The organism is Demequina capsici (assembly GCF_032102965.1).
GTDB classification, from domain to species: domain Bacteria; phylum Actinomycetota; class Actinomycetes; order Actinomycetales; family Demequinaceae; genus Demequina; species Demequina capsici.
The window spans coordinates 1,459,020-1,480,884 of sequence record NZ_CP134880.1 but is presented as its reverse complement, the minus strand read 5'-3'; the positions used below and the strand labels follow the sequence as shown (position 1 = coordinate 1,480,884).

The window sequence follows — 21,865 nt, the reverse complement described above, 5'->3', positions numbered from 1 at the left end:
GGCGGCATGCGCGGCCGGGTTCAGCGCACCTCGGGGATCATGTCGATCGCGCCCGCCGGACACTCGGCCGCGCAAATCCCGCATCCCTTGCAGTAGTCGTAGTCGATCGCGAAGCCCAGCCCCGGTCCGAGCTTCTTGATCGCATCGTCGGGGCACATGCCGAAGCAGTTGTCGCATTCGAAGCACGATCCGCACGACATGCATCGTCGTGCCTCGAAGACGGCATGCTCGGCGTCAAGACCGGACAGGACCTCCTCGAAGCCCGTGACCCGCCGTGCCGCCTCCAGCTCGCTGCGATGCTGCTTGGGCGCGTCGGAGTAGTACCAGGTGGAGAGGCGATCGAAGGTCGCCTCCCGCGTCGGAGGCTCGACAGGTGCCGGCAGGCCCGCGAGGTAGGCATCCACCGCGCGGGCGGCGCGGGCGCCCCTGCCGATGGCGAAGGTCGCGGTGCGCGAGCCGGGCGAGACGTCGCCCGCGGCGAACACGCCCGCCCGACCTGTCATCAGCGTGCCCGGGTCCACCTGGACGACGCCATCGGCGACGGTGATGTCGTCGACCAACTCGAGCAGGGTGAGGTCGGCGTCCTGGCCCACGGCGAGCATCACGGTGTCGGCGTCGAGCTCCTCGTACTGTCCGGTGCCGTGCGGGCGGCCTTCGTCGTCCAGCTCCATGCGCTCGATGCGGAGGGTGCGGCCCTCGACCTCCGAGATGGTGGACAGCCACTGCACCCTCACCCCTTCGCCGATCGCGTCCGCCAGCTCCGTCGGGTGCGCGGGCATCTGCTCCTTGGTGCGGCGGTACACGACCACCGCGTCCTGAGCGCCGAGCCGGCGTGCGGTGCGTGCGGCGTCCATCGCGGTGTTGCCCCCGCCGTACACCGCCACTCGACGCCCCACGAGCGGGGGCTTGCCCGCGGCGACGTCACGGAGCACGTCGATGGCGTCGACGATCTTCGCGGCAGCGCCCGCGGGGATGTCCACGTGGTGGGCGACACCTGCGCCCATCGTGAGCACGACGGCGTCGAACTCGGACTGCGCCGCGTCGAGGTCGTCCACGCGGGTCGCGCATTCGAGGGACACCCCGGTGGCCTCGATGCGGTGGATCTCTGCGGCGAGGACGTCTCGCGGGAGGCGGTATGCGGGGATCCCGTAGCGCATCATGCCGCCCGGCTCGGCCGCGGCCTCCCGGACCACGACCTGGTGCCCGCGCTGCCGCAGCTGGTAGGCCGCCGACAGGCCGGCGGGTCCGGATCCGACGACCAGGACGCGTCGCCCGGTGGCACGTGCAGGCTCCGGCAGGGCCCAGCCGTTGTCGATCGCGGTGTCGCCGAGGAACCGTTCGACGGCGTTGATGCCCACCTCCTCGTCCAGCTGTCCACGGTTGCATGACGACTGGCAGGGGTGATAGCAGATGCGGCCCATGATGGCGGGGAAGGGGTTCGCGGCGACGATGCGCTCCCACGCGGCCTTGAAGCCGGCCTGGCCCTCCTGCGTCGAGCCGAGCCAGCCACGGATGTCCTCGTTCGAGGGGCACGCGAGCGAGCACGGGGGAGCGAGGTCCACGTAGACGGGGCGCTCGGTGCGCCACGTGCCGGTGTGGTAGGCGAGCGACGTGGCCGGCCCGGTGGACAGCCCATGGGTCGGAGGTGCATCGTGGCCGGTCATGATCGCTCTCCCAGCAGGTCGTAGCGGCGGATGTTCGCGGCGGCCATCGCGCGCCACCGCTCGAGCGCGTCCTCGCCCCCGGGCTTGAAGAGGTGCGCGAAGCGGGCCTGCGGCCTCAGGTACTCCTCGACGTCCATGCGCTGCCTGATGCGCTGGATGTCGGTGAGCTCGCCCGCGCGGGCCTCGAGCACCGGGAAGATGCCCGACTGGACCGCCGCGCGCGACAGCCGGATCGACTCGGCGGACGACGCGCCCCACCCGACCGGGCACGGCACCAGCACGTGCAGATAGCGGGCACCGTGCATGGACATCGCCGTGCGGACCTTGGCCTCAAGGTCGCGCAGATCCGCGACGGTGGCGGTGGCGACGTAGGGGATCTCGTGGGCCATCGCGATCTTGGGCATGGACTTGCCCTGACCCTGGGGCGCGCCCGGCTGGCGTCCGACGGCTGGCGTGGTGGCGGTGCGTGCCGAGGCGGGGGTGGCGGACGACCGCTGGACCCCGGTGTTCATGTACCCCTGGTTGTCGTAGCAGACGTACAGCACGTCATCGTTGCGCTCGAACATGCCCGACACTGCCGCGAGGCCGATGTCGACGGTGCCGCCGTCACCGCCCTGGGCGAGCACGCGGATGTCGTCGCGGCCTTGAGCGTGGAGCGAGGCTGCGATCCCCGTGGCCACCGCGGCGGCGTTGGCGAACACCGAGTGGATCCACGGCGGCTTCCACGCGCTCTCCGGGTACAGCGTGGAGAAGACCTCGAGGCAGCCGGTCGCGTTCGCGACGATCAGCTTGCCGTCGGCCGCCTCGACGGCGGTGTCCATCACCCAGCGCGCCGCGAGCGCCTCCGCGCATCCCTGGCACGCGCGGTGACCCTTCGTGAGGGACGACGGGCGGTCGGCGTGCGACTGGACGGACCGGTCGTCGTCCCCGAGGAGGCGTCCTCCGACGGCGAGCGTGCCGGTCTGGAGGAAGGGGATGTGCACGGTGGTCATCGCGCCACCTCCGTCGCGCCGACGGCAGGTGCGGGGATGCCGCCCTGCTTGAGGTCCATGAACTCGAGTCGACCCAGCTCGCCGGCCACCGCCCTGCGCACCACGTCGCGCAGGCTCTCCTCGAGGATCGGTCGCCCGCCGAGCCCTGCGACGACCGAGTGGATCTGGGAGCGGGTCCCGGCGAGAGCGCGTCCGACGCAGCCGGTCAGCACTCCACCCGATCCGAGCTCCAAGGCCCTGTCGATGACGACGACGTGCCGACAGTCGGCGAGCGCGTCGCGGAGCGCTTGACCGGGGAACGGTCGGAAGGATGAGATGCCGAGGAGACGGACCGACACTCCTTGGGCGCGCAACTCCGGGAGCGCGGCCTGGAGGGTGCCGAGCACGGATCCCATCGCGACGACCGTGACGTCGTCGATCGTGGCACCGGCCGCGGTGCGGTCGCGGTCGAGGGTGACGGGGTCGTAGCGGGCGACGAGGCCGCCGGCCTCGCGTCCGAATGCCTGGAAGAAGCGGTCCGACCAGCGCTGGATCACCTCGGTGGCGTCCAGGAACCGCAGGTGCTGGAGGTACTTGGTCTCGGTGAACGATTCGGGTCCGGCCATGGTGCCGATGGTGGTGGGGCGGTCGATGTCGAGCACCTGCTTGGGCAGGTACGCCGGCAGGAACCTGTCCACCTGCTCCTGCGTCGCGAGCTCGAGCACGTCGGTCGCGTGGGTGAGCGTGAACCCGTCCATGCAGACCATGGCGGGGATCTCGAGCTCCTCCGCCACGCCGAAGGCGATCACGTGCAGGTCGGCGGCCTCCTGGTTGTCGGCGGCGAAGAGCTGGAGCCAGCCCGCGTCCCTGAGCGCCATCGTGTCCGAGTGGTCGTTCCAGATGTTGATCGGCGCGCCGATCGCCCTGTTCGCGACCGTCATGACGATCGGCAGCCCCATCCCTGCGGCGTTGAACACGGCCTCGGACATGTAGAGCAGTCCCTGGGAGGCGGTCGCGGTGTATGCGCGGGAGCCTGCGGCGGATGCTCCGATGGACACCGACATCGCTGAGAACTCCGACTCGACGTTGACGTACTCGCAGTCGGTGAGCTCGCCGGTGCGGGCCATGACGGACAGCGCCTCGACGATGTGGGTCTGAGGGGAGATCGGGTAGGCGCAGACGACGCCGGGCCGGCAGCGTGCGACGGTGCGTGCCACGGCCTGAGAGCCTTCGAGGACCTCGCGCATGTCAGGCCTCCCTCGTTCCTGCGGCGGTGAGTCCGCCGCCTCCCGCGGTGCCTGCCAGTTCGGCCCGCACGTATCCGTATGCGTCTGCGGCCGCTGCGGCGTTCGCCTCGCCGACTGCGCCCGGGAACCGCTGACGGAAGACGCGCTGCACGGCGTCCAACGTGATGTCGTCCGACGCGGCGGCGTATGCGGCCAGCATCGCGGCCGCGGGCTTGGGCCTGCCCAGGTGCGACATCGTGATCGTGGTGGCCGGCACGGTGATGACGGTCGCGTGGGTCTGGGCGGCACCGGCCTCGGCGCGCACCGTCGGGGCGTCGGCCGTCGTGTTGACGATCATGAGCCCGTCGTGCGCCAACCCGGAGAAGGGTTGCACCGGAGCGAGCAGCGTCGGGTCCTGCACCAGGACCACGTCGGGTGCGAGCACGGGCTCACGGGTGCGCAGGGGGACGTCCGCGAACCTGCAGTAGGCGACGACGGGCGCTCCCGTGCGCTCCGAGCCGAAGGAGGGGATGGCCTGCGCCTCGTGGCCCGCGAGGAAGCCCGCCCTCGCGAGCATCTCGGCGGCGGTGACCACGCCTTGGCCGCCGCGACCGTGGATCCTGACCTGCCTCATGCGTCCGTCCTCGGGGACGCGCCGACGGCGGCGCGGGCGCGTGGCCCGCGGGGGAACGTCGCCGGTGACGCCCACGTCTCCAAGGTATGCCCGGGGGGGTGTGAAGCCCGGGACCGAGGTCCTACCTCGCCCCACATCGACGCCCTGCACATTCCCGCGGCCTTGCCCCAGCTCCGGGGAATACTCCGCGCGCCGCAGTCGGTTGCCCCTCAGTACCCGTTCGCGACCAGGAAGGATCCATGCACGAGCTGCACCTCTCCGACATCCCCGCGTGGCTCATGGTCATGTCGTGGGCCAGCCTGGCGATCGGAGCTGCGTGCGCGATGGTCGCCCTCATCCATGTGGCACGGCATCCTCCCGCGATGCGTGTGATGACAGTCGTCTGGCCGGTGACCATGCTGTTCGGGTCCGTGGCCTGGCTGTGGTTCTACGTCCGCCACGGTCGCGCGAACCTCCCGGACACGTATCGCAGGCCGCGATGGGCCAGCACCGCGACGTCGGCCTCTCACTGCGGCGCAGGTTGCGCCATGGGCGACGTGGGCGCCGAGCTCGCGCTCGCGGCCTTCCCCTGGCTCGCGGTGGTGGTGGGCTACGGGGCCCTCTACCAGCAGCACATCATCGCGGCCTGGACGTGGGATCTGGTGCTCGCCTTCCTCATCGGCATCGCATTGCAGTACGCAGCGATCGCTCCGATGCGCCGACAGAGCCGCCGTGCATCGCTCCGTGATGCGGTGAAGGCCGACACCTTCTCGATCCTCTCGTGGCAGGTCGGGATGTACACCGTGATGGGCGTCGTGCAGCTGTGGCTCCTGCCGGCGTGGCTCGGCGGGCCCGTGTCCGTGCTGACCCCTGTGTTCTGGGCTGTCATGCAGGTGGCCATGATCGCAGGCTTCGCCACTGCGTTCCCCGTCAACGCGATGCTGATCCGCAGGGGCGTGAAGGAGGCGATGTAGCCACGTCGAGGTTCACGCGTGGGCTGCGGAGCGGTGCGCGCGGTGCCGGTCACGAGCGTGGTGCGGACGGAACACGAGCAGGCGTTGAGCCCCGTACGAGCCCACCCAGAGGCAACCGTCGGTGATCACCTTCGCGACTATCAGCGGCAGGCCCACCCATGTCAGCAGGCGCAGCGATCCGTACCCTGCAGCGAGCACCACGACGGCCACGGCCAGGTAGCGCAGCAGCTGGGGAAGCGCGGGTCCCTCGGCCCTGAACACCGTGCGCCTGTTGATGGTGAAGTTCACCAGCCCGCTCGACGTCCGCGCGAGCAGCAGGGACAGGCCCAGGCTCAAGCCGGACGCGGACGCGAGCAGCAGCACGGCCGTGTCGAACGCGAAGGCGAGCAGGGACGATGCCGCGAACGCCGCCAGGGGCCACAGCACGAGCGCCGAGTCCCGCACCGGGCGGAAGTGCGACGAGCTGTTGCCGTCGAGGTAGACGGTGGAGATCGGCACCTCCTCGAGCGGGATGCCCGCACGTCCAGCGGCGAGCAGCAGCCGCAGTTCGTAGGAGAACCGTTCGCCGCGCACGCTGATCGCCCAGGGGATCAGCGCCGCGGGATACGCCCTGAGCCCCGTCTGGGTGTCGGTCAGCTCCGCGCCGGTGGCGGCGGCGACCAGGGCACTCGTGGCGCGATTGCCGAGCCGGGACCGCAGCGGCACCGGACCGTCGAACGCGCGCGCCCCGAGGACGATCCCCGCGGGCCGGTCGTCGTGGCGCTGACGCGCCAGCTCTGCGGCGACACGCAAGATGTCGTCGGGCCGGTGCTGTCCGTCGGCGTCGGCGCACACCACGTCCTGGGAGGGGTGGCTGTCATGAAGCCACGACATCCCCGTGCGGAGCGCGGCCGCCTTGCCCTTGTTCGCCGGGTGGGTCAGCAGCGTGGCGCCGAGCGCCTCCACCACGGTGAAGACCTCACCGTACGACGGTCCGGAGCCGTCGTCGACGACGACCACAGGTGCGACAGGGGCGAGCGCGCGGACGAGCTCGACGAGCCGCTCGTCGGGCTCGTAGGCGGGGATGAGGACCCACATGTCAGCCGAACCACAGGATGTCGGAGACGCCGCGCTCGTTCCCGGAACCGCCGGGGTAGTTCAGCACATCGCCGTCGTAGACCATGGTCGATGAGCCGCCGCCGTCCAGGTTGTAGGCCTCGGTCGCGCCCAACGACTGCATGATCTCGGCGAGCTCGTCGAGCGTCACACCTGCGCTCGTGCTCGACCGTCCGTCGACCACGACGAACACGTAGTGGTTGGCGGAGATCATGCCGATCGCGGTGCGGGGCTGGTTGCCCTGTATCGAATGGTTGCCGATGTTGGTGTCCACCTCGGCCGTGTCCAGACCCGACACGATCTCGCCGTCGTCCACGAGCGCAGGCCCGAAGGACAGGGTGAGCCAGGCGCCGTCGTCTAGCAGCTCCTGAGCGGAGGTGGTGCTCTCGTCGTACACGTCCATCGTGCCGTCCTCGTAGATCACCGCGCCCTCACGCGCCCCTTCGTCGCGGTAGATGACGCCGTTGCGGATCTCGATGCCTGTGTCGCGGAACCCGTAGTAGTCGCCGTTGATCGCGAACAGCGCGCCGACGTCGGAGGCGATGTCCGACGTGTCCTCCGTGATGTTGGTGCCGAACTCGTCGTTCGCGAAAGCGGAGCGCAGCTGGGTGATGTCGCTGAACGTCACGTCGGCCACGTAGTACGTGGCTGCGTCCGACCCGCTGCCGTACGTGTACGTGGAGATCGTGACCTGGGGCGACTCCGAGCTCGAGGAGTCGGTGGACTCGGTGGTGGACGTCGTCGTGTCCGTGGAGTCCTGCGCAGCCAGGACCGACGCCTCATACGACGAGGCGCTGGCGATCTCGACGTGGTCGATCACGTAGCGGTTGAGCGCCCACGCGGTGGTACCCCCGAGCGTGAGCGTCAGGGCAGCGGAGCCGGCGATGATGGCGCGTCGGACGGGGTGGCGGCGCCTCGGCGCCTCAGGTGTGGAGTCTTGCGTCATGCTCACCGAACCTAGGCAGCGTCGCTAAGAAATCACTCAGGAAGGGTCGGGAGGACCTGCAGAGCGCGCGCGGGGCCAGGCGCGCGAGCCTTGCGCGCATGGCGCTCGCGCTCGGGCTGCCTGCGGAGGGCCTGGTCGGCCCGCAAGGGTGACGGTCCGGGACGGCTCTCGCCAGGTATACGGTGGCAGGCGGGTGCGTCCGCCGCGCCCGCCAGCGTCGTCGGGGTCTCGGGGAGGTCGCATCGACCGTCCCCCACGAAAGGATCCACCGCGATGACCGACACGCGCGTGCTGCTGCTGCACGGAATGTCTCCCAGGAATCCCTCCCATTGGCTATGGCCGCTGGCAGAGCAGCTTCGCGAGCGCCGCATCCCTGTGCAGCTTCCGCTGCTTCCTCAATGCGGCGCGCCGTCGTTCGAGGCGTGGCGCGACGTGGCGCTGCAGGAGCTCGAGATGCTCGGCGACGGCGATCGCGTGGTGGTGGCGCATTCGCTCGGCACCGTGCTGTGGAGCCTGCTGGCGGCGGAGCTGCCTGACAGGCTGAAGGTCTCGAGGGCGCTGCTCGTGGCCCCGCCCACGCCGCGTGAGCTGGTCCACTCAGTCGCGTCGTTCCGTTGCGACGACGATGTGATGGGTGCTGGAGCCCGTGCAGGCGCGGGCGCGGTCACCGTGGTCGGCCGCGAGGTCGACCCTCACCGCACCCAGTCTCTGGAGCAGCTGACGCGGGGGTGGGGCGTGGACGTGCACGAGCTCCCGGGTTCTGGTCACCTCAACCCGGCCGACGGGCACGGCCCGTGGGCGTGGCCCTTGGAGTGGGTGCTCGGATCGTCGGCTGCTCCTGCGCTCGGCGGGGGCGCGTTCTCGCTTCATGCGTAGCGACGTACAGGTCCCCGCTTGCTGTCCGAGGGGGGAGTGTCGTGTGTGCGACGAGCGAGCAGCGACAGAACGAGGACGGTAGCGCCGACCGTCATGAGCACCGGCACTGGACGCTGGACCCGCGGCACCGCGTTGAGAGTCGCAGGTCAGTGACGCGGGCCCTGACGCGGCTTGCGCGGTCCCTTGCCATCGAAACGGTCCTTGCCGTCGAACCGGTCACGGGGGCCACCCTTGCGCGGCTTCGAGTCGTAGCGATCGCCTGAGTCACGACGGTCCTTGCCTGCCCGCCCGGACTGAGCGCGAGTGCCCTTGTCCACCTTGAGCTCGATCAGCTGGCCTGAGATGCGCGTGCGCGACAGCTTGTCCAGCACCGCCTTGGGAAGGTTCTCCGGGAGCTCGACCAGGGAGAACGTCGAGTTCACCTTGATGGCCCCGAAGTCGTCCCGGCCCAGGCCGCCCTCGTTCGCGATCGCGCCCACGATCTGCCGCGGCTCCACCATGTGCCGGCGGCCCACCTCGATCCGGTAGGTGACGCGGCCGTTGCTGGTGCGACGGCCCGGGGCCGCAGGGCCGTCCTCCCTCGGCTTGCGCTTGTCCTCGCGGAACGTGGCCGCCTGCATCTCGTCGGCCTCGTCGAGCAGCAGAGGCGTCTCGCCCTGCGCGACGACCGCGAGGGCTGCCGCGACATCGGCCTCAGGGACGTCGTTGTGCTCCACGTAGTGGTTGATGATGTCGCGGAATCGCGAGATCCGATCCGTCTCGGCGAGCGCCGCGGTGATCGAGTCGTCGAAGCGGCTCAGGCGGGTCGCGTTGATGTCGTCGACGGTGGGCAGCTGCATCTGGGTGAGCGGTTGGCGGGTGGCCTTCTCGATCGCGCCCAGGAGGCGACGCTCGCGCGGCGTGATGAAGCTGATGGCATCGCCGGATCGACCTGCACGGCCGGTGCGACCCACGCGGTGGACGTACGACTCCGTGTCGACCGGGATGTCGTAGTTGACCACGTGGGTGATGCGCTCGACGTCAAGGCCGCGCGCCGCGACGTCGGTGGCGACCAGCACGTCGAGCGTGCCGTCCTTGAGCTGCTGCACCAGCCGCTCACGCTGCTGCTGCACCACGTCGCCGTTGATGGCGGCGGCGCCGAAGCCACGGGCCCTCAGGCGCTCGGCGACCTGCTCGGTCTCGTTCTTGGTCCGCGTGAAGACGATCACGGCCTCGAAGTTCTCCACCTCGAGGATCCGGCTCAGCGCGTCGAGCTTCTGCTGGTAGGACACCACCAGGTAGCGCTGGGTGATGGTGGACGACGTGCTCGTCTTGCCCTTGACCGTCACCTCCTCCGGATCGCGCAGATAACGCTGCGAAAGGCGTCGGATCTGCGCGGGCATGGTGGCGGAGAACAGCGCGACCTGCTTGTCCTCGGGCGTGGCGCCCAGGATTGTCTCGACGTCCTCCGCGAATCCCATGCGCAGCATCTCGTCGGCCTCGTCGAGCACCACGTACTTCAGCTCGGAGAGGTCGAGCGTGCCGCGGTCAAGGTGGTCCATGATGCGACCGGGGGTGCCGACCACGACGTGCACGCCGCGGCGCAGCGCCGACAGCTGGACGCCGTACGCCTGGCCGCCGTAGACGGGGAGGACCCGCACGCCGGCGCTGTGCGCGGCATAGCGCTCGAAGGCCTCGCACACCTGCAGGGCGAGCTCGCGGGTGGGTGCGAGCACAAGGGCTTGGGGCGCCTTCTGGTCACGGTCCAGACGGGCAAGGATCGGCAGTGCGAACGCAGCCGTCTTGCCGGTGCCGGTCTGCGCGAGTCCCACGACGTCCCGGCCGGACAGCAGGGTGGGGATCGTGCGTGCCTGGATGGGAGACGGCGTCTCGTACCCCAGGTCGCGGACCGCCTGCAGGACGGCGCCGTCGAGCCCCAGGTCGGCGAAGGTCGTGGTCACAGCAGCGTCGGGCGCCGATCCTGAGTCATGAGGCATGGCTCAACGGTACGCGGTCCTGGGGGTATCGGTCGGACGTGGGGCTCACGGCGCACCGGCGGCACCGCGTGGGAGAGGCCTCCCGGACGCCAGATCCGTGAGCGCCGGAGTCGGCCGGAAGGCGACGAGCAGGCGCAGCGCGGCGGCGATCGCGAGGCCGACGAGCACGATCACGCCCAGCGTCTCCGTGATCGCCAGCGCTCCCCGCGCCGGGTCGAGGAACGGGTACGGAACCCATCCGTCGACCAGGGCTCGGGCAAGGAGGTACCCGACCCAGAGCGCGGGGAGCGTGAGCACCGTCCAGAGGTCCCGCCAGCGGGGACGACGGCGCTCGCCCACGAGCAGCCAGTCGAGCGACAGGATCACCGCGGCGCCGCCGTGGAGGACCGCGTTGGCCCAGGGGAACATGGGCGTGGTGTACGGGGCGAGCAGCAGCCAGTAGACGGCGCCCACCACGAGCAGGTAGGTGGCCGCGTTCACCCGGAGGGCAGCCACCCATGCGGGCTCCCGGGAGCCGACGAAGGCGGCGGCGATCAGCGCGAGGATGCCGGCGATGTTCGCGAGCGGGGTGAAGTAGCCCGGCAGCTGCGCCCAGGTGAACGTGCCGTACGTGAGGTCCGCCCATGCCTGCATGCCCAGCGCAACGCTGATCAGGGTCGCTCCGAGCAAGCGCGACATCGCGGTCATCTTTGACCTTCGCATGGAGAGTACTTTACCGTGCCGTAATCGAAAAGTGATGCAAATGAATCCGTGTCGTGACAGTTCGCACACGAAGGGCCCCGGCGCCAAGGTCCTGTCGGAACCGGCGCCGAGGCCCTCGTGCCACCATCCCGCGGGTCTCACGGGACCGGCACCTCGTACGGCCGTCGGCGGATGTCAGCGGGTGTCGCCGCCGCCCGTCACCACGGCCGCGCGCCCCGCCTCAAGCCGGGCGATGGGGATCCTGAACGGAGAGCACGACACGTAATCAAGGCCCACCTCGTTGAAGAAGTGGATCGACTGAGGGTCGCCACCGTGCTCGCCGCAGACCCCCAGGCGCAGATCGGGGCGCGAGGCGCGTCCCTCCTGGGCCGCGATCCGCACCAGCCGACCCACGCCCTGAACGTCGATCGACTCGAACGGAGAGACCGAGAACACGCCATGCTCCGTGTACTCGTGGAAGAAGGCGCCCTCGACGTCGTCCCTGGAGAAGCCCCACGTGGTCTGCGTCAGGTCGTTCGTGCCGAAGGAGAAGAACTCGGCCACGTCGGCCATCCGGTCGGCGGTGAGCGCAGCCCTCGGCAGCTCGATCATGGCTCCGACGGGGATCTCCAGGTCGACGCCCTCCTCGGCGGAGACGTCCACGAGGATCCGCGTCGCCTCGTCCTTGACCAGGTGCAGCTCCATCACGGACGCGGCGAGCGGGATCATGATCTCCGCGTGGGGATCGCCGCCTGCCTTGATCCGCGCTGCCTGCGCCTGCGCGATCGCACGCATCTGCAGGGCGAAGAGCCCGGGGATCACGATGCCCAGGCGGACGCCTCGCAGCCCCAGCATGGGGTTCGCCTCACGGTGCCTGTCGACCGCTGCGAGCAGCTCGACGTCCCGGTCCACCTCGGGTCCCGTCTCGCCTCGCTCCTTCGCCAGCGCGACCTTGACGGACAGCTCGGTGAAGTCCGGCAAGAACTCGTGCAGCGGCGGGTCGATCAGCCTGATGGTCACGGGGAGGCCGTCCATCTCCGTGAGCAGGCCGATGAAGTCCTCCCTCTGCAACGGCAGCAGCGCTGCGAGCGCCTCCTCCTGGGTCGCGTCGTCCTTGGCGAGGATCAGCCGCTCGATGAGCACCCGGCGGTCTCCCAGGAACATGTGCTCGGTACGGCACAGGCCGATTCCCTCGCCACCGAGCGACCGTGCCCTGTGCGCGTCGGCGGGCGTGTCGGCGTTCGCGTAGACGCCGAGCCGTCGCGCCGTGTCCGCGTGACCGAGGATCGCGTCGACGGCCTCCACGAGCTCGATCGTCGCCTCGTCATCACCGAGCCCCGCGATGGTGGCGTCGAGCCCGTCCTCCAGGTAGCGGACGACCGGGGAGGAGACGACGGGCACCTCGCCCAGGAAGATCTCGCCGGACGTGCCGTCGATGGCGATCACGTCGCCTTCCACGACGACGGTGTCGCCTACGACGAACCTCCTGGCGTTGACGTCCACCTGGAGCGCCTCGGCGCCGACCACGCAGGTGGTGCCCATGCCGCGTGCGACCACGGCCGCGTGCGAGGTCTTGCCGCCTCGCGACGTGAGCACGCCGACCGAGGCGATCATCCCTCCCAGGTCGTCCGGGTTCGTCTCGCGACGCACCAGGATCACGTCCTTGCCCTGCGCGGCCCATTCCTGCGCGGTCGCGGACGAGAACACGGCGGCACCCACGGCGGCACCGGGGGAGGCGGCCATGCCCGTCGCGAGCAGCACACGCGCCGCCGACGAGTCGAACTGGGGGAACATCAGCTTGCTGAGCTGCTCACCCGTGACGCGCTCGAGCGCCTCGTCGAGCGTGATGATGTGCTCGTCGACCAGCTGCTTGGCGATCCTGAACGCGGCGGCCGCGGTGCGCTTGCCGACCCGGGTCTGGAGCATCCACAGCTTGCCGCGCTCGACTGTGAACTCGATGTCGCACAGGTCGCGGTAGTGGCCCTCCAGCCGGCGCATGGCGGCCCGCAGGTCGGCGTACGCGGAGGGGTCGATCTTCTCGAAGTCCGCCAGCGACAGCGTGTTGCGGATGCCCGCCACGACGTCCTCGCCCTGCGCATTCTGAAGGTAGTCGCCGTAGTCGCCTGTCATGCCCGTCGCGGGGTCGCGGGTGAAGCACACGCCCGTCCCCGAGTCGTCGCCCAGGTTTCCGAACACCATGGCCACCACGTTGACGGCGGTGCCGAGGTCATCGGAGATGCGCTCGCGCCGCCGGTAGAGACGTGCGCGGTCGGTGTTCCACGAGTTGAACACCGCCTCGATGGCCATGTCGAGCTGCTCGCGCGGGTGTTGGGGGAAGTCTCGGCCCGACTCACGGCGCACGATCTCCTTGTAGTCGTCCACGAGCTCGCGGAGCGCGTCCGCCGTCAGCTCGGTGTCGCCCGTGACTCCCAGCTGCGACTTCTTCGCGTCCAGCGCATCGCTGAAGAGCTCGCCGTCGATGTCGAGGACGGTCTTGCCGAACATCTGGATGAGACGACGGTAGGAGTCCCACGCGAAGCGCTCGTTGTTCGCGAACGTCGCGAGTCCGTGGACCGACGAGTCGTTGAGCCCGACGTTGAGGACGGTCTCCATCATGCCGGGCATGGAGAACTTCGCGCCCGAGCGCACCGACACGAGCAGCGGGTCGTGCGCGTCGCCGAGCAGGCGTCCCAGGTCGTCCTCGAGCTTCCGCACCGCGAGCGTGACCTGGACGCGAAGCTCGGGCGGGAGCGCGCTCGTGGTCATGTAGGTACGGCACGCCTCGGTCGTGATCGTGAAGCCCGGCGGTACCGGGAGTCCGAGATTGGTCATCTCCGCAAGGTTGGCGCCCTTGCCGCCGAGAAGGTCCTTGAGATCCTTGTTGCCTTCGCTGAAGTCGAAGACGTACTTCACCATGGGGCACCCCTTTGTGCTGGTCCTTCGTGAGGCCCGCGTCGTTGCAGGCTCTCCCAGTGTTACCCCGCAGCGCCAAGAGGAGGGGGACCAAGGGCCTACCAGGGGTCCCAGGGTCCCAGGTCGTGGTCCCGGCGCCGGGGTACGGTGCCTTTCGATGCACGCCTTCTACGACCCCATGCGCACCTACGAGGACAACCTCGCCCACGGGCCCTTCGCTGTTCCCGTGGCGTCGACGCAGGTGCCTGCGCCCTCATGTTCGCTCTGGGGCGTCCCGGTGGCCGCGCCGTTCGGGGTCCCCGCCGGACCTCTGGTCGGGGCGGCGGCCTGTGAGGCCGCCTTCGGCGCGGGCTTCGACGTCAACGTCTACAAGACGGTGCGCACGCGCGCCCATGCCGCCCACGCGTTCCCCAACACGCTGGCCGTGCACGTCGAGGGCGACCTCGCCCCGCATACCCCGATGCCCCTGCTCGCCGATCAGGAGTGGCGCTCGGCCCGCAGCATCTCCAACTCGTTCGGCGTGCCGTCGAGCGAGCCGGACGTATGGCAGCCGGACATGGCCCGTGCGGTCGCCGCAGCCGCGCCAGGCCAGATGCTCGTGGGCTCGTTCCAGGGCACCGTCGGCTCCGGCGATGGATCGGTGGACGCGTACGTCGCGGACCACGTGCTGGCCGCGCGACTCGTGGCGCAGACAGGGGTGCCCGCGATGGAGATGAACCTGAGCTGTCCGAACGAGGGCACGGGCCGGTTGCTGTGCTTCGATCCCGACCTGGTGGGACGCATCGCGCGCGCCGTGAAGGAGCAGGTGCCGGACGTGCCGCTCGTGCTGAAGCTCGCGTACTTCGCCGACCAGGCCGCGCTGGAACGACTCGTCGTGGCGACCGACACCGTGGTGGACGGCTACGCCGCCATCAACACCCTGCCCGCGAGGCTCGTGGATCCGGCGGGCAGGCAGGCGCTGCCCGGCGCGGGCCGGCAGGTCGCGGGTGTGTGCGGCGCCGCCATCCGGTGGGCCGGGCTCGAGATGATCAGCCGCCTCGCCGCGCTCCGGGCGCGACGATCCTCGCGCGTCCTGCTCGTGGGCGTGGGAGGGGTCCTCTCGGTCGCCGACCATCTCGCGTACCGGGCCGCCGGCGCCGACGCGGTGATGGCCGCCACGGGCGCGATGATGGATCCCGGCCTGGGCCGGGCCGTGCGCGCGGCGTCCGCTGCGTGACACCGTGACCGCGAGAGCCATCGCCACGGCATCCCGGCGGCGCTGCAGCGGCGTCCGGCGACACGCCGGGACGCGCTCAGAAAACTTCCGTGGCAAGAACGCGATCTTGTGCAGGCGATGCCGACGAGCGGGCGGATGAGGACCCTCGGTGGCAACGATTTGGGACCTTGGGCCTAGCCGCTCGTCACTACGACATCTAGCGTGAATCCACCGATGCAGCACTAGATGTTGTGGTCGGAGCGGCCAAAGCCCGGTGGAGGACCCCGGGATGGGCTCGCCGCACGAGGAGGGAACGCGCATGAGCATCGTGGAGAGCGACACCGAGGCACAGGCGGCCGCACAGGCCGGTTCGAGGCCCACACTGAACATCGTCAAGCGCGACGGCCGTACCCTGCGGTTCGACGACTCCCGCATCCGCGCGGCGCTGATCAAGGCGTACAAGGAGGTCAACGGGCCCCTGTCGCCGCTCGACGAGCGCACCGTCAACGAGCTCGTCGGCAGGATCGATGCGGAGATCGCCGCCCGGTTCCACGAGAGCGTCAAGATCTACGAGATCCAGAGCGTCGTCGAGCACGTGCTGCTCGAGGCCCGCCTGTACGACGTGGCACGGGCGTACATCGACTACCGCGTGCAGCGAGACTTCGAACGCTCTCAGGCCACCGATCTCAACCACTCGATCAACCGGCTGCTCGACAAGGACCGGACCGTCGTCAACGAGAACGCCAACAAGGACGCCGAGGTCTTCAACACGCAGCGCGACCTGACTGCTGGCATGGTCGGCAAGTCCATCGGCCTCCGGATGCTCCCACCCCACGTGGCGAACGCCCACCAGAAGGGTGACATCCACTACCACGACCTCGATTACCACCCCTACGCGCCGATGACCAACTGCTGCCTCATCGACTTCAAGACGATGCTGTCCCAGGGCTTCCGGATCGGGAACGCGCAGGTGGAGCCGCCTCGGTCGATCCAGACGGCCACGGCGCAGATCTCTCAGATCATCGCGAACGTCTCGTCCAGCCAGTACGGCGGCTGCACCGTCAACCGGATCGACGAGCTGCTCGCGCCGTACGCGGAGCTCAACCGTGACAAGCACCTGGCCGAGGCGCGCGAGTGGATCGCCGATGAGGCGCAGCACCAGGCGTACGCGGATGCTCGCACTCGCAAGGACATCTACGACGCGATGCAGTCGCTCGAGTACGAGATCAACACGCTCTTCACGTCGAACGGTCAGACTCCGTTCACCTCGATCGGCTTCGGGCTTGGCACCGACTGGTACGAGCGGGAGATCCAGACCGCGATCCTGGAGATCCGCCGGCGCGGCCTGGGCAAGGAAGGGCGCACCGCGATCTTCCCCAAGCTGCTCTTCACGCTCAAGCGTGGGCTCAACCTCGCGGAGGGCGACCCCAACTACGACATCAAGCAGCTGGCCGTCCAGTGCGCCACCGAGCGCATGTACCCGGACATCCTGAGCTATGACAAGGTCGTGGAGATCACCGGGTCGTTCAAGGCTCCGATGGGTTGCCGGTCGTTCCTCCAAGGCTGGCAGGACGAGGCGGGCAACGACGTGGTCGAGGGGAGGATGAACCTGGGCGTGGTCACGCTCAACCTGCCACGCATCGCCCTGGAGTCCGACGGCGACCTGGGCACGTTCTGGGCGCTGCTCGAGGAGCGGCTGCAGACCATGCATGACGCGATCCTGTTCCGAGTGGAGCGCTGCAAGGAGGCCGTGCCGGGCAACGCGCCGATCCTTTACGTGCACGGCGCATTCGGCAAGCGCCTCGCGCCCGGCGACGACGTCGACACCCTGTTCCGCAACGGTCGGGCCACGGTGTCGCTGGGCTACATCGGTCTGTACGAGGTCGCCACCGCCTTCTACGGCCCGGCATGGGAGTCGAACTCCGAGGCCAAGGAGCTCACCCTCTCGGTGATGCAGACCCTCAAGGACCACGCGAAGACGTGGGCTGCCGAGACCGGCTACTGGGTGAGCGTGTACTCGACGCCGTCGGAGAGCCTCACCGACCGGTTCTGCAGGCTCGACAAGGAGCGTTTCGGATCGGTGCCGGACATCACCGACAAGGACTACTACACGAACAGCTTCCACTACGACGTCCGCAAGAACCCCACGCCCTTCGAGAAGCTCGACTTCGAGAAGGACTACGCGCCGTTCACGGGTGGCGGGTTCATCCACTACTGCGAGTACCCGGTGCTGCGCCAGAACCCCAAGGCGCTCGAGGCGGTCTGGGACTACGCGTACGACCGCGTGGGCTACCTCGGCACGAACACGCCGATCGACCGGTGCTACGAGTGCGGCTTCGCGGGAGACTTCGATCCCACGGCGGAGGGCTTCGCCTGCCCCTCGTGCGGCAACGAGGATCCGCGCACCTGCGACGTGGTGAAGCGCACCTGCGGCTACCTCGGCAACCCTCAGCAGCGTCCGATGGTGCACGGGCGGCACGTGGAGATCTCCTCCAGGGTCAAGCACATGGACGCCGATGTGCGCGTCCCCCTGACCGCCATGGCCGAGGACGGCGCCGCGCCGACCTCGCGACCGTAGGGCGGCGTGCCGTGGCTCTCGAGCCGATCCCTCGCCTGTGGGTGGCGGAGAAGGTCAGCCACGGCTACGTCGCCGACTACAAGCCGTTCTCATTCGTGGACGGCGAGGGCGTGCGGTGCAGCCTGTACGTCAGCGGATGCCTGTTCAAGTGCGTCGGCTGCTTCAACGAGGACGCGTGGAGTTTCCGAAGCGGCAGGCCGTACGACGACGCGCTCCAGACGACGATCCTCGAGGACCTCGCGCACGAGTCGGTGCAGGGCCTGTCGCTGCTCGGGGGTGAGCCGTTCCTCAACACCCAGGTCGCTCTGCGCCTGGTGACGGCGATGCGGGAGCGGTTCGGCGACGCGAAGGACGTCTGGTGCTGGACGGGGTACACGTTCGACGAGCTGGTGCGCGACTCGCAGGATAAGAGGGACCTGCTCGACCAGATCGACGTCCTGGTGGATGGGCGGTACGAGCACGGGCTTCGCGACCTCTCGCTCGCGCATCGCGGCAGCCGCAACCAGCGGGTGCTCGCTGCGGCGGCGTCGGTGCGCGCGGGTCGGCCGATTCCCTATGAGGGCGTGGCCGATCCGATGGGACGCATGGATATCGCGTCGTGCGCGAAGGTGCGCCAGCGGTATTCCCAAGGCTAGGATCGCAACCGGACACTGATGTCCGGTCAATCCTCGAGGGAGTACTTTGATGACGCGTTGGGATGAGGAGATCGACCTGCTGGTGGTCGGCACCGGGGCTGCAGCCATGTCTGCGGCGATCGCAGCAGCAGACGAGGGTCTTGAGGTAGTGGTCGTCGAGGGATCAGACAAATGGGGTGGTTCTACCGCCATGAGCGGAGGCGGCTGCTGGCTGCCGACACACCCCGCGATGCACGAGATGGGCATCGAGGACTCTCCCCAGAAAGTGCTCACGTATCTGGATGCGTGTGTGGGCACGCCCGAGGTGGTCGGACCTGCATCGTCCAAGGCGCGTCGGGAGGCTTTCGTCGTGACGGCGCCGCTCGTCTACTCCTGGCTCAAGGGTCACGGCATGGTCTGGAAGCCCGCGAAGGCCTACCCTGATTACTACCCCGATCTGCCTGGCGGTATCGCGGGCGGACGCACGGTGGAGCCCGCCCCCTTCAACACGAGGAAGTTGGGGGACTGGTGGGATCACGCACGCAACGAGCTACCGCCGATCGCACTTTACGCGGGTGACACCTACCTGATCGCCCGGGCGTGGTCCACGTTCAGCGGCATGCTGGGTGGCGCCAGGATGGTCTTCAGGAACCTAGGAGGGCTGGTCACGGGCAAGAGGCTGTCCGGTCTCGGAATGTCGCTCGCAGCCAGGCTCATGTGGATCGCGCGACACGACCAGGGAGTCGAGATCCGGCTCTCCACTCCGCTCACCGACCTGGTGGTCGAGGACGGAGCCGTCGTGGGTGCCGTCATCGCCGGACCGGACGGCGAGCGACTGGTCCGCACCCGCAAGGGTGTGCATCTCGGCGCAGGAGGATTCGACCACAACTCCGACTGGCGCGCGAAGTACCAGGGTCTGGATGTCGAGGCGTCCTCCGGCAACCCTGCCAACGTCGGCACTGCGATCGACATCGCGATGCGCCACGGCGCGGAAGTCGCGCTCATGGATGACGCCTGGTGGGGGCCTTCGGTCGCGCCGACCAGCAGCTCGGGTCCGATCTTCATCGTCTCCGAGCGGTCGATGCCGTTCAGCATGGTGGTCGATCAGGAGGGAAGCCGCTACGTCAACGAGTCCACAAGTTACGTGGACTTCGGTCACGCCATGCAGGAGCGGGGGCTCAGCCGGACCAACTTCAGCTGGATGGTCCTCGACGTGCGGCATCGCCGCCGCTATCTGAACAATGCATTCCTCATGGGTGCCAAGACCTACTTCAAGGAAGGCGTGGCGGTGAAGGCGGACACGCTCGAGGAGCTCGCAGAGCTCATGGAGGTGGACAAGCGAACCTTCAAGGCCACCGTGCAACGGTTCAACGGATTCGCACGCAAAGGCGTGGACGAGGACTTTGGACGTGGCCATGACGCCTACGACAACTACTACGGCGACCCCACCCACAAGCCCAACCCGAATCTGGGAGAGATCGCGCACGGCCCGTTCGTGGCCGTCAAGATCGTGTTGGGCGACCTGGGCACCAAGGGCGGGATCCTCACGGATGAGCACGCACGCGCCCTGGACACGAACGGCAAGGTCATCGACGGTCTCTATGCGGCCGGGAACTGCTCGGCGTCCGTCATGGGCAGGACGTACCCCGGCGCCGGCTCGACGCTCGGACCGGCTCTCGTGTTCGGCTACCTTGCAGGCAAGCACGCTGCGAGCCGCCCCTGAACGCGGAGGTGGCCGCTCCCTCCCGGGCAGCGGCCACCTCGCAGACGTTCGCGTCGCCCGTCAGGGGTGCGAGCCGGCCTCGCGTTCACGCAGGGCACGGCGCAGCACCTTGCCGACGTTCGTCTTGGGCATCTCGTCGATGAACTCGATGACGCGCGGTCGCTTGTAGCCCGTGAGCCGCTCCTTGAGGAACGCCTTGAGCGCTTCCTCGGTAAGCGAGTCGTCGCGTCGCACGACGAACAGCTTCGGCACCTCACCTGCGCGCTCGTCGGGGATCGGGATCGCGCCCGCCTCCGCGACCAGGGGGTGCATCATGGCCGCGTCCTCGATCTCGCCGGGGTAGACGTTGAAACCGGAGGCGACGATGATCTCCTTCTTGCGGTCCACGATCTGGAAGAACCCGTCAGGATCCATGATCGCCACGTCGCCTGTGAGCAGCCAACCGTCCGCGGTGAGCACGCGACGGGTCTCCTCCTCGTTCTGCCAGTAGCCCCGCATCACCTGCGGTCCGCGCACGGCCAGCTCGCCCGCCGTGCCCTGCGGCACCGGCATCCCGGCGTCATCGACCACCCGGAGGTCGGTGGAGGGCAGGGGCACGCCGATGGTGCCCACGCGCGGCGGCATGTGCGTGGGGTTCACAGAGACCACGGGCGAGGCCTCGGTGAGACCGTAGCCCTCGACGATGTCCGTGCCGACGACCTCGCGCCATCGCTCGGCGACCGTGGTGCGGACCGCCATCCCACCCGCGACCGTGAGGCGCATGCGGTCCAGATCGATGTCCTTGAAGGACGGCTCGTCCAGCAGGGCGCCTGCAAGCGTGCTCACCAGCATGATCCCGTCAGGACGTGCCTTCGCCAGCTCCTTCACGAAGCCCTTGATGTCCCGAGGGTTGGTGATCAGCACAGTGTGCGATCCGAAACGGTAGAAGCCCAGGCAGTTCACTGTGAGCGCGAATACGTGATACAGGGGCAGTGCGGCGATGATGGTCGCCTGGCTCTCCTCGCCGAGCGTGGCGCGGATCTGCGCCATGAACTGTTCCTGGTTGGAGAGCATGTTGCGATGAGTCAGCACCGCGGCCTTCGCGCCGCCCGTCGTGCCGCCCGTGTACTGGAGCAGCGCGATGTCGTCCAGGGTGACCTGGGGATCGTCGAACCGGGCCTTGCGACCAGCTGCCAGCGCCGCGCGGAAGTCGACTGCGGTCGGGAGATGGTAGCTGGGCACCATCTTCCTGACTCGGGAGGCGACCAGGTTCACCACCGTGCGCCTGGGCTGCGGAAGCATGTCTCCCACCTGCGTGACGATCACGTGCTCGATCGACGTGGACGGCAGCACCTCCTCGACCTTGTGCGCGAAGTTCGCGAGCACCAGGATCGCGCGCGGCTGAGCGTCCTTGAAGACCCCGACCATCTCGCGCGTCGTGTAGAGGGGGTTCGCGTTGACGATGATCAGGCCTGCACGTAGCGCTCCGAAGAACGCCACGGGGTACTGGAGCACATTCGGCATCATGAGCACGATCCGGTCGCCCTTGTGGAGCCCGAGATCGTGCTGGAGGAAGGCAGCGAAACGCGTTGCAAGGGTGTCGACCTCGCGGAACGTCAGGACGCCGCCGAGGTTCGAGAAGGCGATCGCGTCCTGGTGGCGACGTGCGGCCTCGGCCACCATGTCGCCGAGCGACCGCTCATGCAGAGGAGCGATGTGGCGAGGCACGCTGGGGCCGTAATAGGCGAACCATGGGCGATCCTCGTCACCCACCGGGTTGTCGACGCGCGGCGTCGTCGTGTCGTCCATCAACCATCCTCCTCGACGGTGTCCTCGGGTGG

At 69.0% G+C, this 21,865-nt stretch carries 16 protein-coding genes; 6 read left to right on the top strand and 10 right to left on the bottom strand.

Annotated features, from left to right (window positions below; translation table 11 throughout):
• Positions 1 to 20: 20 nt before the first annotated feature.
• The 4 genes from RN607_RS07100 to RN607_RS07085 are packed head-to-tail and all read right to left on the bottom strand — an operon-like array spanning position 21 to position 4,495.
• Positions 21 to 1,664 (bottom strand): NAD(P)-binding protein, encoded by a 1,644-nt coding sequence (locus tag RN607_RS07100; protein ID WP_313545331.1) that lies wholly within the window; start codon positions 1,662 to 1,664, stop codon positions 21 to 23.
• Positions 1,661 to 2,656, bottom strand: a complete 996-nt coding sequence (locus RN607_RS07095; RefSeq protein WP_313501481.1) for a thiamine pyrophosphate-dependent enzyme — start codon at positions 2,654 to 2,656, stop codon at positions 1,661 to 1,663. Before RN607_RS07095 ends, RN607_RS07100 begins: the two co-directional genes overlap by 4 nt.
• Positions 2,653 to 3,882: a transketolase C-terminal domain-containing protein gene (locus RN607_RS07090; protein WP_313545330.1), complete on the bottom strand. Its 1,230-nt coding sequence runs from the start codon at positions 3,880 to 3,882 to the stop codon at positions 2,653 to 2,655. Before RN607_RS07090 ends, RN607_RS07095 begins: the two co-directional genes overlap by 4 nt.
• 1 nt (position 3,883) lies before the next feature.
• A complete protein-coding gene (locus tag RN607_RS07085) occupies positions 3,884 to 4,495 on the bottom strand; it encodes a 2-oxoacid:acceptor oxidoreductase family protein (protein ID WP_313545329.1) in 612 nt (203 codons plus the stop codon).
• Between the two features lie 239 nt (positions 4,496 to 4,734).
• Between RN607_RS07085 and RN607_RS07080 the strand changes: the two genes are divergently transcribed.
• On the top strand, positions 4,735 to 5,448 hold the full coding sequence (locus RN607_RS07080) for a DUF4396 domain-containing protein (protein ID WP_313545328.1): 714 nt from the start codon (positions 4,735 to 4,737) through the stop codon (positions 5,446 to 5,448).
• A gap of 12 nt (positions 5,449 to 5,460) precedes the next feature.
• On the opposite strand, the gene RN607_RS07075 is transcribed toward RN607_RS07080, so the two are convergent.
• Positions 5,461 to 6,525 (bottom strand): GtrA family protein, encoded by a 1,065-nt coding sequence (locus RN607_RS07075; protein WP_313501470.1) that lies wholly within the window; start codon positions 6,523 to 6,525, stop codon positions 5,461 to 5,463.
• A 1-nt stretch (position 6,526) separates the two neighbouring features.
• Positions 6,527 to 7,489, bottom strand: coding sequence for a phosphodiester glycosidase family protein (locus RN607_RS07070; RefSeq protein WP_313545327.1), 963 nt, complete (start codon positions 7,487 to 7,489; stop codon positions 6,527 to 6,529).
• Between the two features lie 273 nt (positions 7,490 to 7,762).
• Between RN607_RS07070 and RN607_RS07065 the strand changes: the two genes are divergently transcribed.
• Complete coding sequence (locus RN607_RS07065) at positions 7,763 to 8,365, top strand: RBBP9/YdeN family alpha/beta hydrolase (protein WP_313501464.1); 603 nt, start codon at positions 7,763 to 7,765, stop codon at positions 8,363 to 8,365.
• A gap of 146 nt (positions 8,366 to 8,511) precedes the next feature.
• Here the strand turns inward: RN607_RS07065 and RN607_RS07060 are convergent, their stop codons facing one another.
• The 3 genes from RN607_RS07060 to ppdK form a co-directional block, all read right to left on the bottom strand.
• Complete coding sequence (locus RN607_RS07060; protein ID WP_313545325.1) at positions 8,512 to 10,341, bottom strand: DEAD/DEAH box helicase; 1,830 nt, start codon at positions 10,339 to 10,341, stop codon at positions 8,512 to 8,514.
• Positions 10,342 to 10,386: 45 nt separating this feature from the next.
• Positions 10,387 to 11,043: a Pr6Pr family membrane protein gene (locus tag RN607_RS07055; RefSeq protein ID WP_313545323.1), complete on the bottom strand. Its 657-nt coding sequence runs from the start codon at positions 11,041 to 11,043 to the stop codon at positions 10,387 to 10,389.
• A 174-nt stretch (positions 11,044 to 11,217) separates the two neighbouring features.
• Positions 11,218 to 13,938, bottom strand: coding sequence for a pyruvate, phosphate dikinase (gene ppdK / locus RN607_RS07050; protein WP_313545321.1), 2,721 nt, complete (start codon positions 13,936 to 13,938; stop codon positions 11,218 to 11,220).
• A gap of 154 nt (positions 13,939 to 14,092) precedes the next feature.
• On the opposite strand from ppdK, the gene RN607_RS07045 reads away from it, so the two are divergent.
• The 4 genes from RN607_RS07045 (at position 14,093) to RN607_RS07030 (ending at position 20,045) form a co-directional block, all read left to right on the top strand.
• Positions 14,093 to 15,151: a tRNA-dihydrouridine synthase gene (locus RN607_RS07045; protein WP_313545318.1), complete on the top strand. Its 1,059-nt coding sequence runs from the start codon at positions 14,093 to 14,095 to the stop codon at positions 15,149 to 15,151.
• Between the two features lie 298 nt (positions 15,152 to 15,449).
• Positions 15,450 to 17,708, top strand: a complete 2,259-nt coding sequence (gene nrdD, locus RN607_RS07040) for an anaerobic ribonucleoside-triphosphate reductase (RefSeq protein ID WP_313545316.1) — start codon at positions 15,450 to 15,452, stop codon at positions 17,706 to 17,708.
• Between the two features lie 11 nt (positions 17,709 to 17,719).
• Positions 17,720 to 18,343 (top strand): anaerobic ribonucleoside-triphosphate reductase activating protein, encoded by a 624-nt coding sequence (nrdG, locus tag RN607_RS07035; protein WP_313545314.1) that lies wholly within the window; start codon positions 17,720 to 17,722, stop codon positions 18,341 to 18,343.
• A 49-nt stretch (positions 18,344 to 18,392) separates the two neighbouring features.
• The gene (locus tag RN607_RS07030) at positions 18,393 to 20,045 is read left to right on the top strand and encodes an FAD-binding protein (protein WP_313545312.1); all 1,653 of its coding nucleotides are present in this window, start codon (positions 18,393 to 18,395) and stop codon (positions 20,043 to 20,045) included.
• A gap of 60 nt (positions 20,046 to 20,105) precedes the next feature.
• Here the strand turns inward: RN607_RS07030 and RN607_RS07025 are convergent, their stop codons facing one another.
• Positions 20,106 to 21,833 (bottom strand): AMP-binding protein, encoded by a 1,728-nt coding sequence (locus tag RN607_RS07025; RefSeq protein WP_313545310.1) that lies wholly within the window; start codon positions 21,831 to 21,833, stop codon positions 20,106 to 20,108.
• Between the last annotated feature and the right edge of the window lie 32 nt (positions 21,834 to 21,865).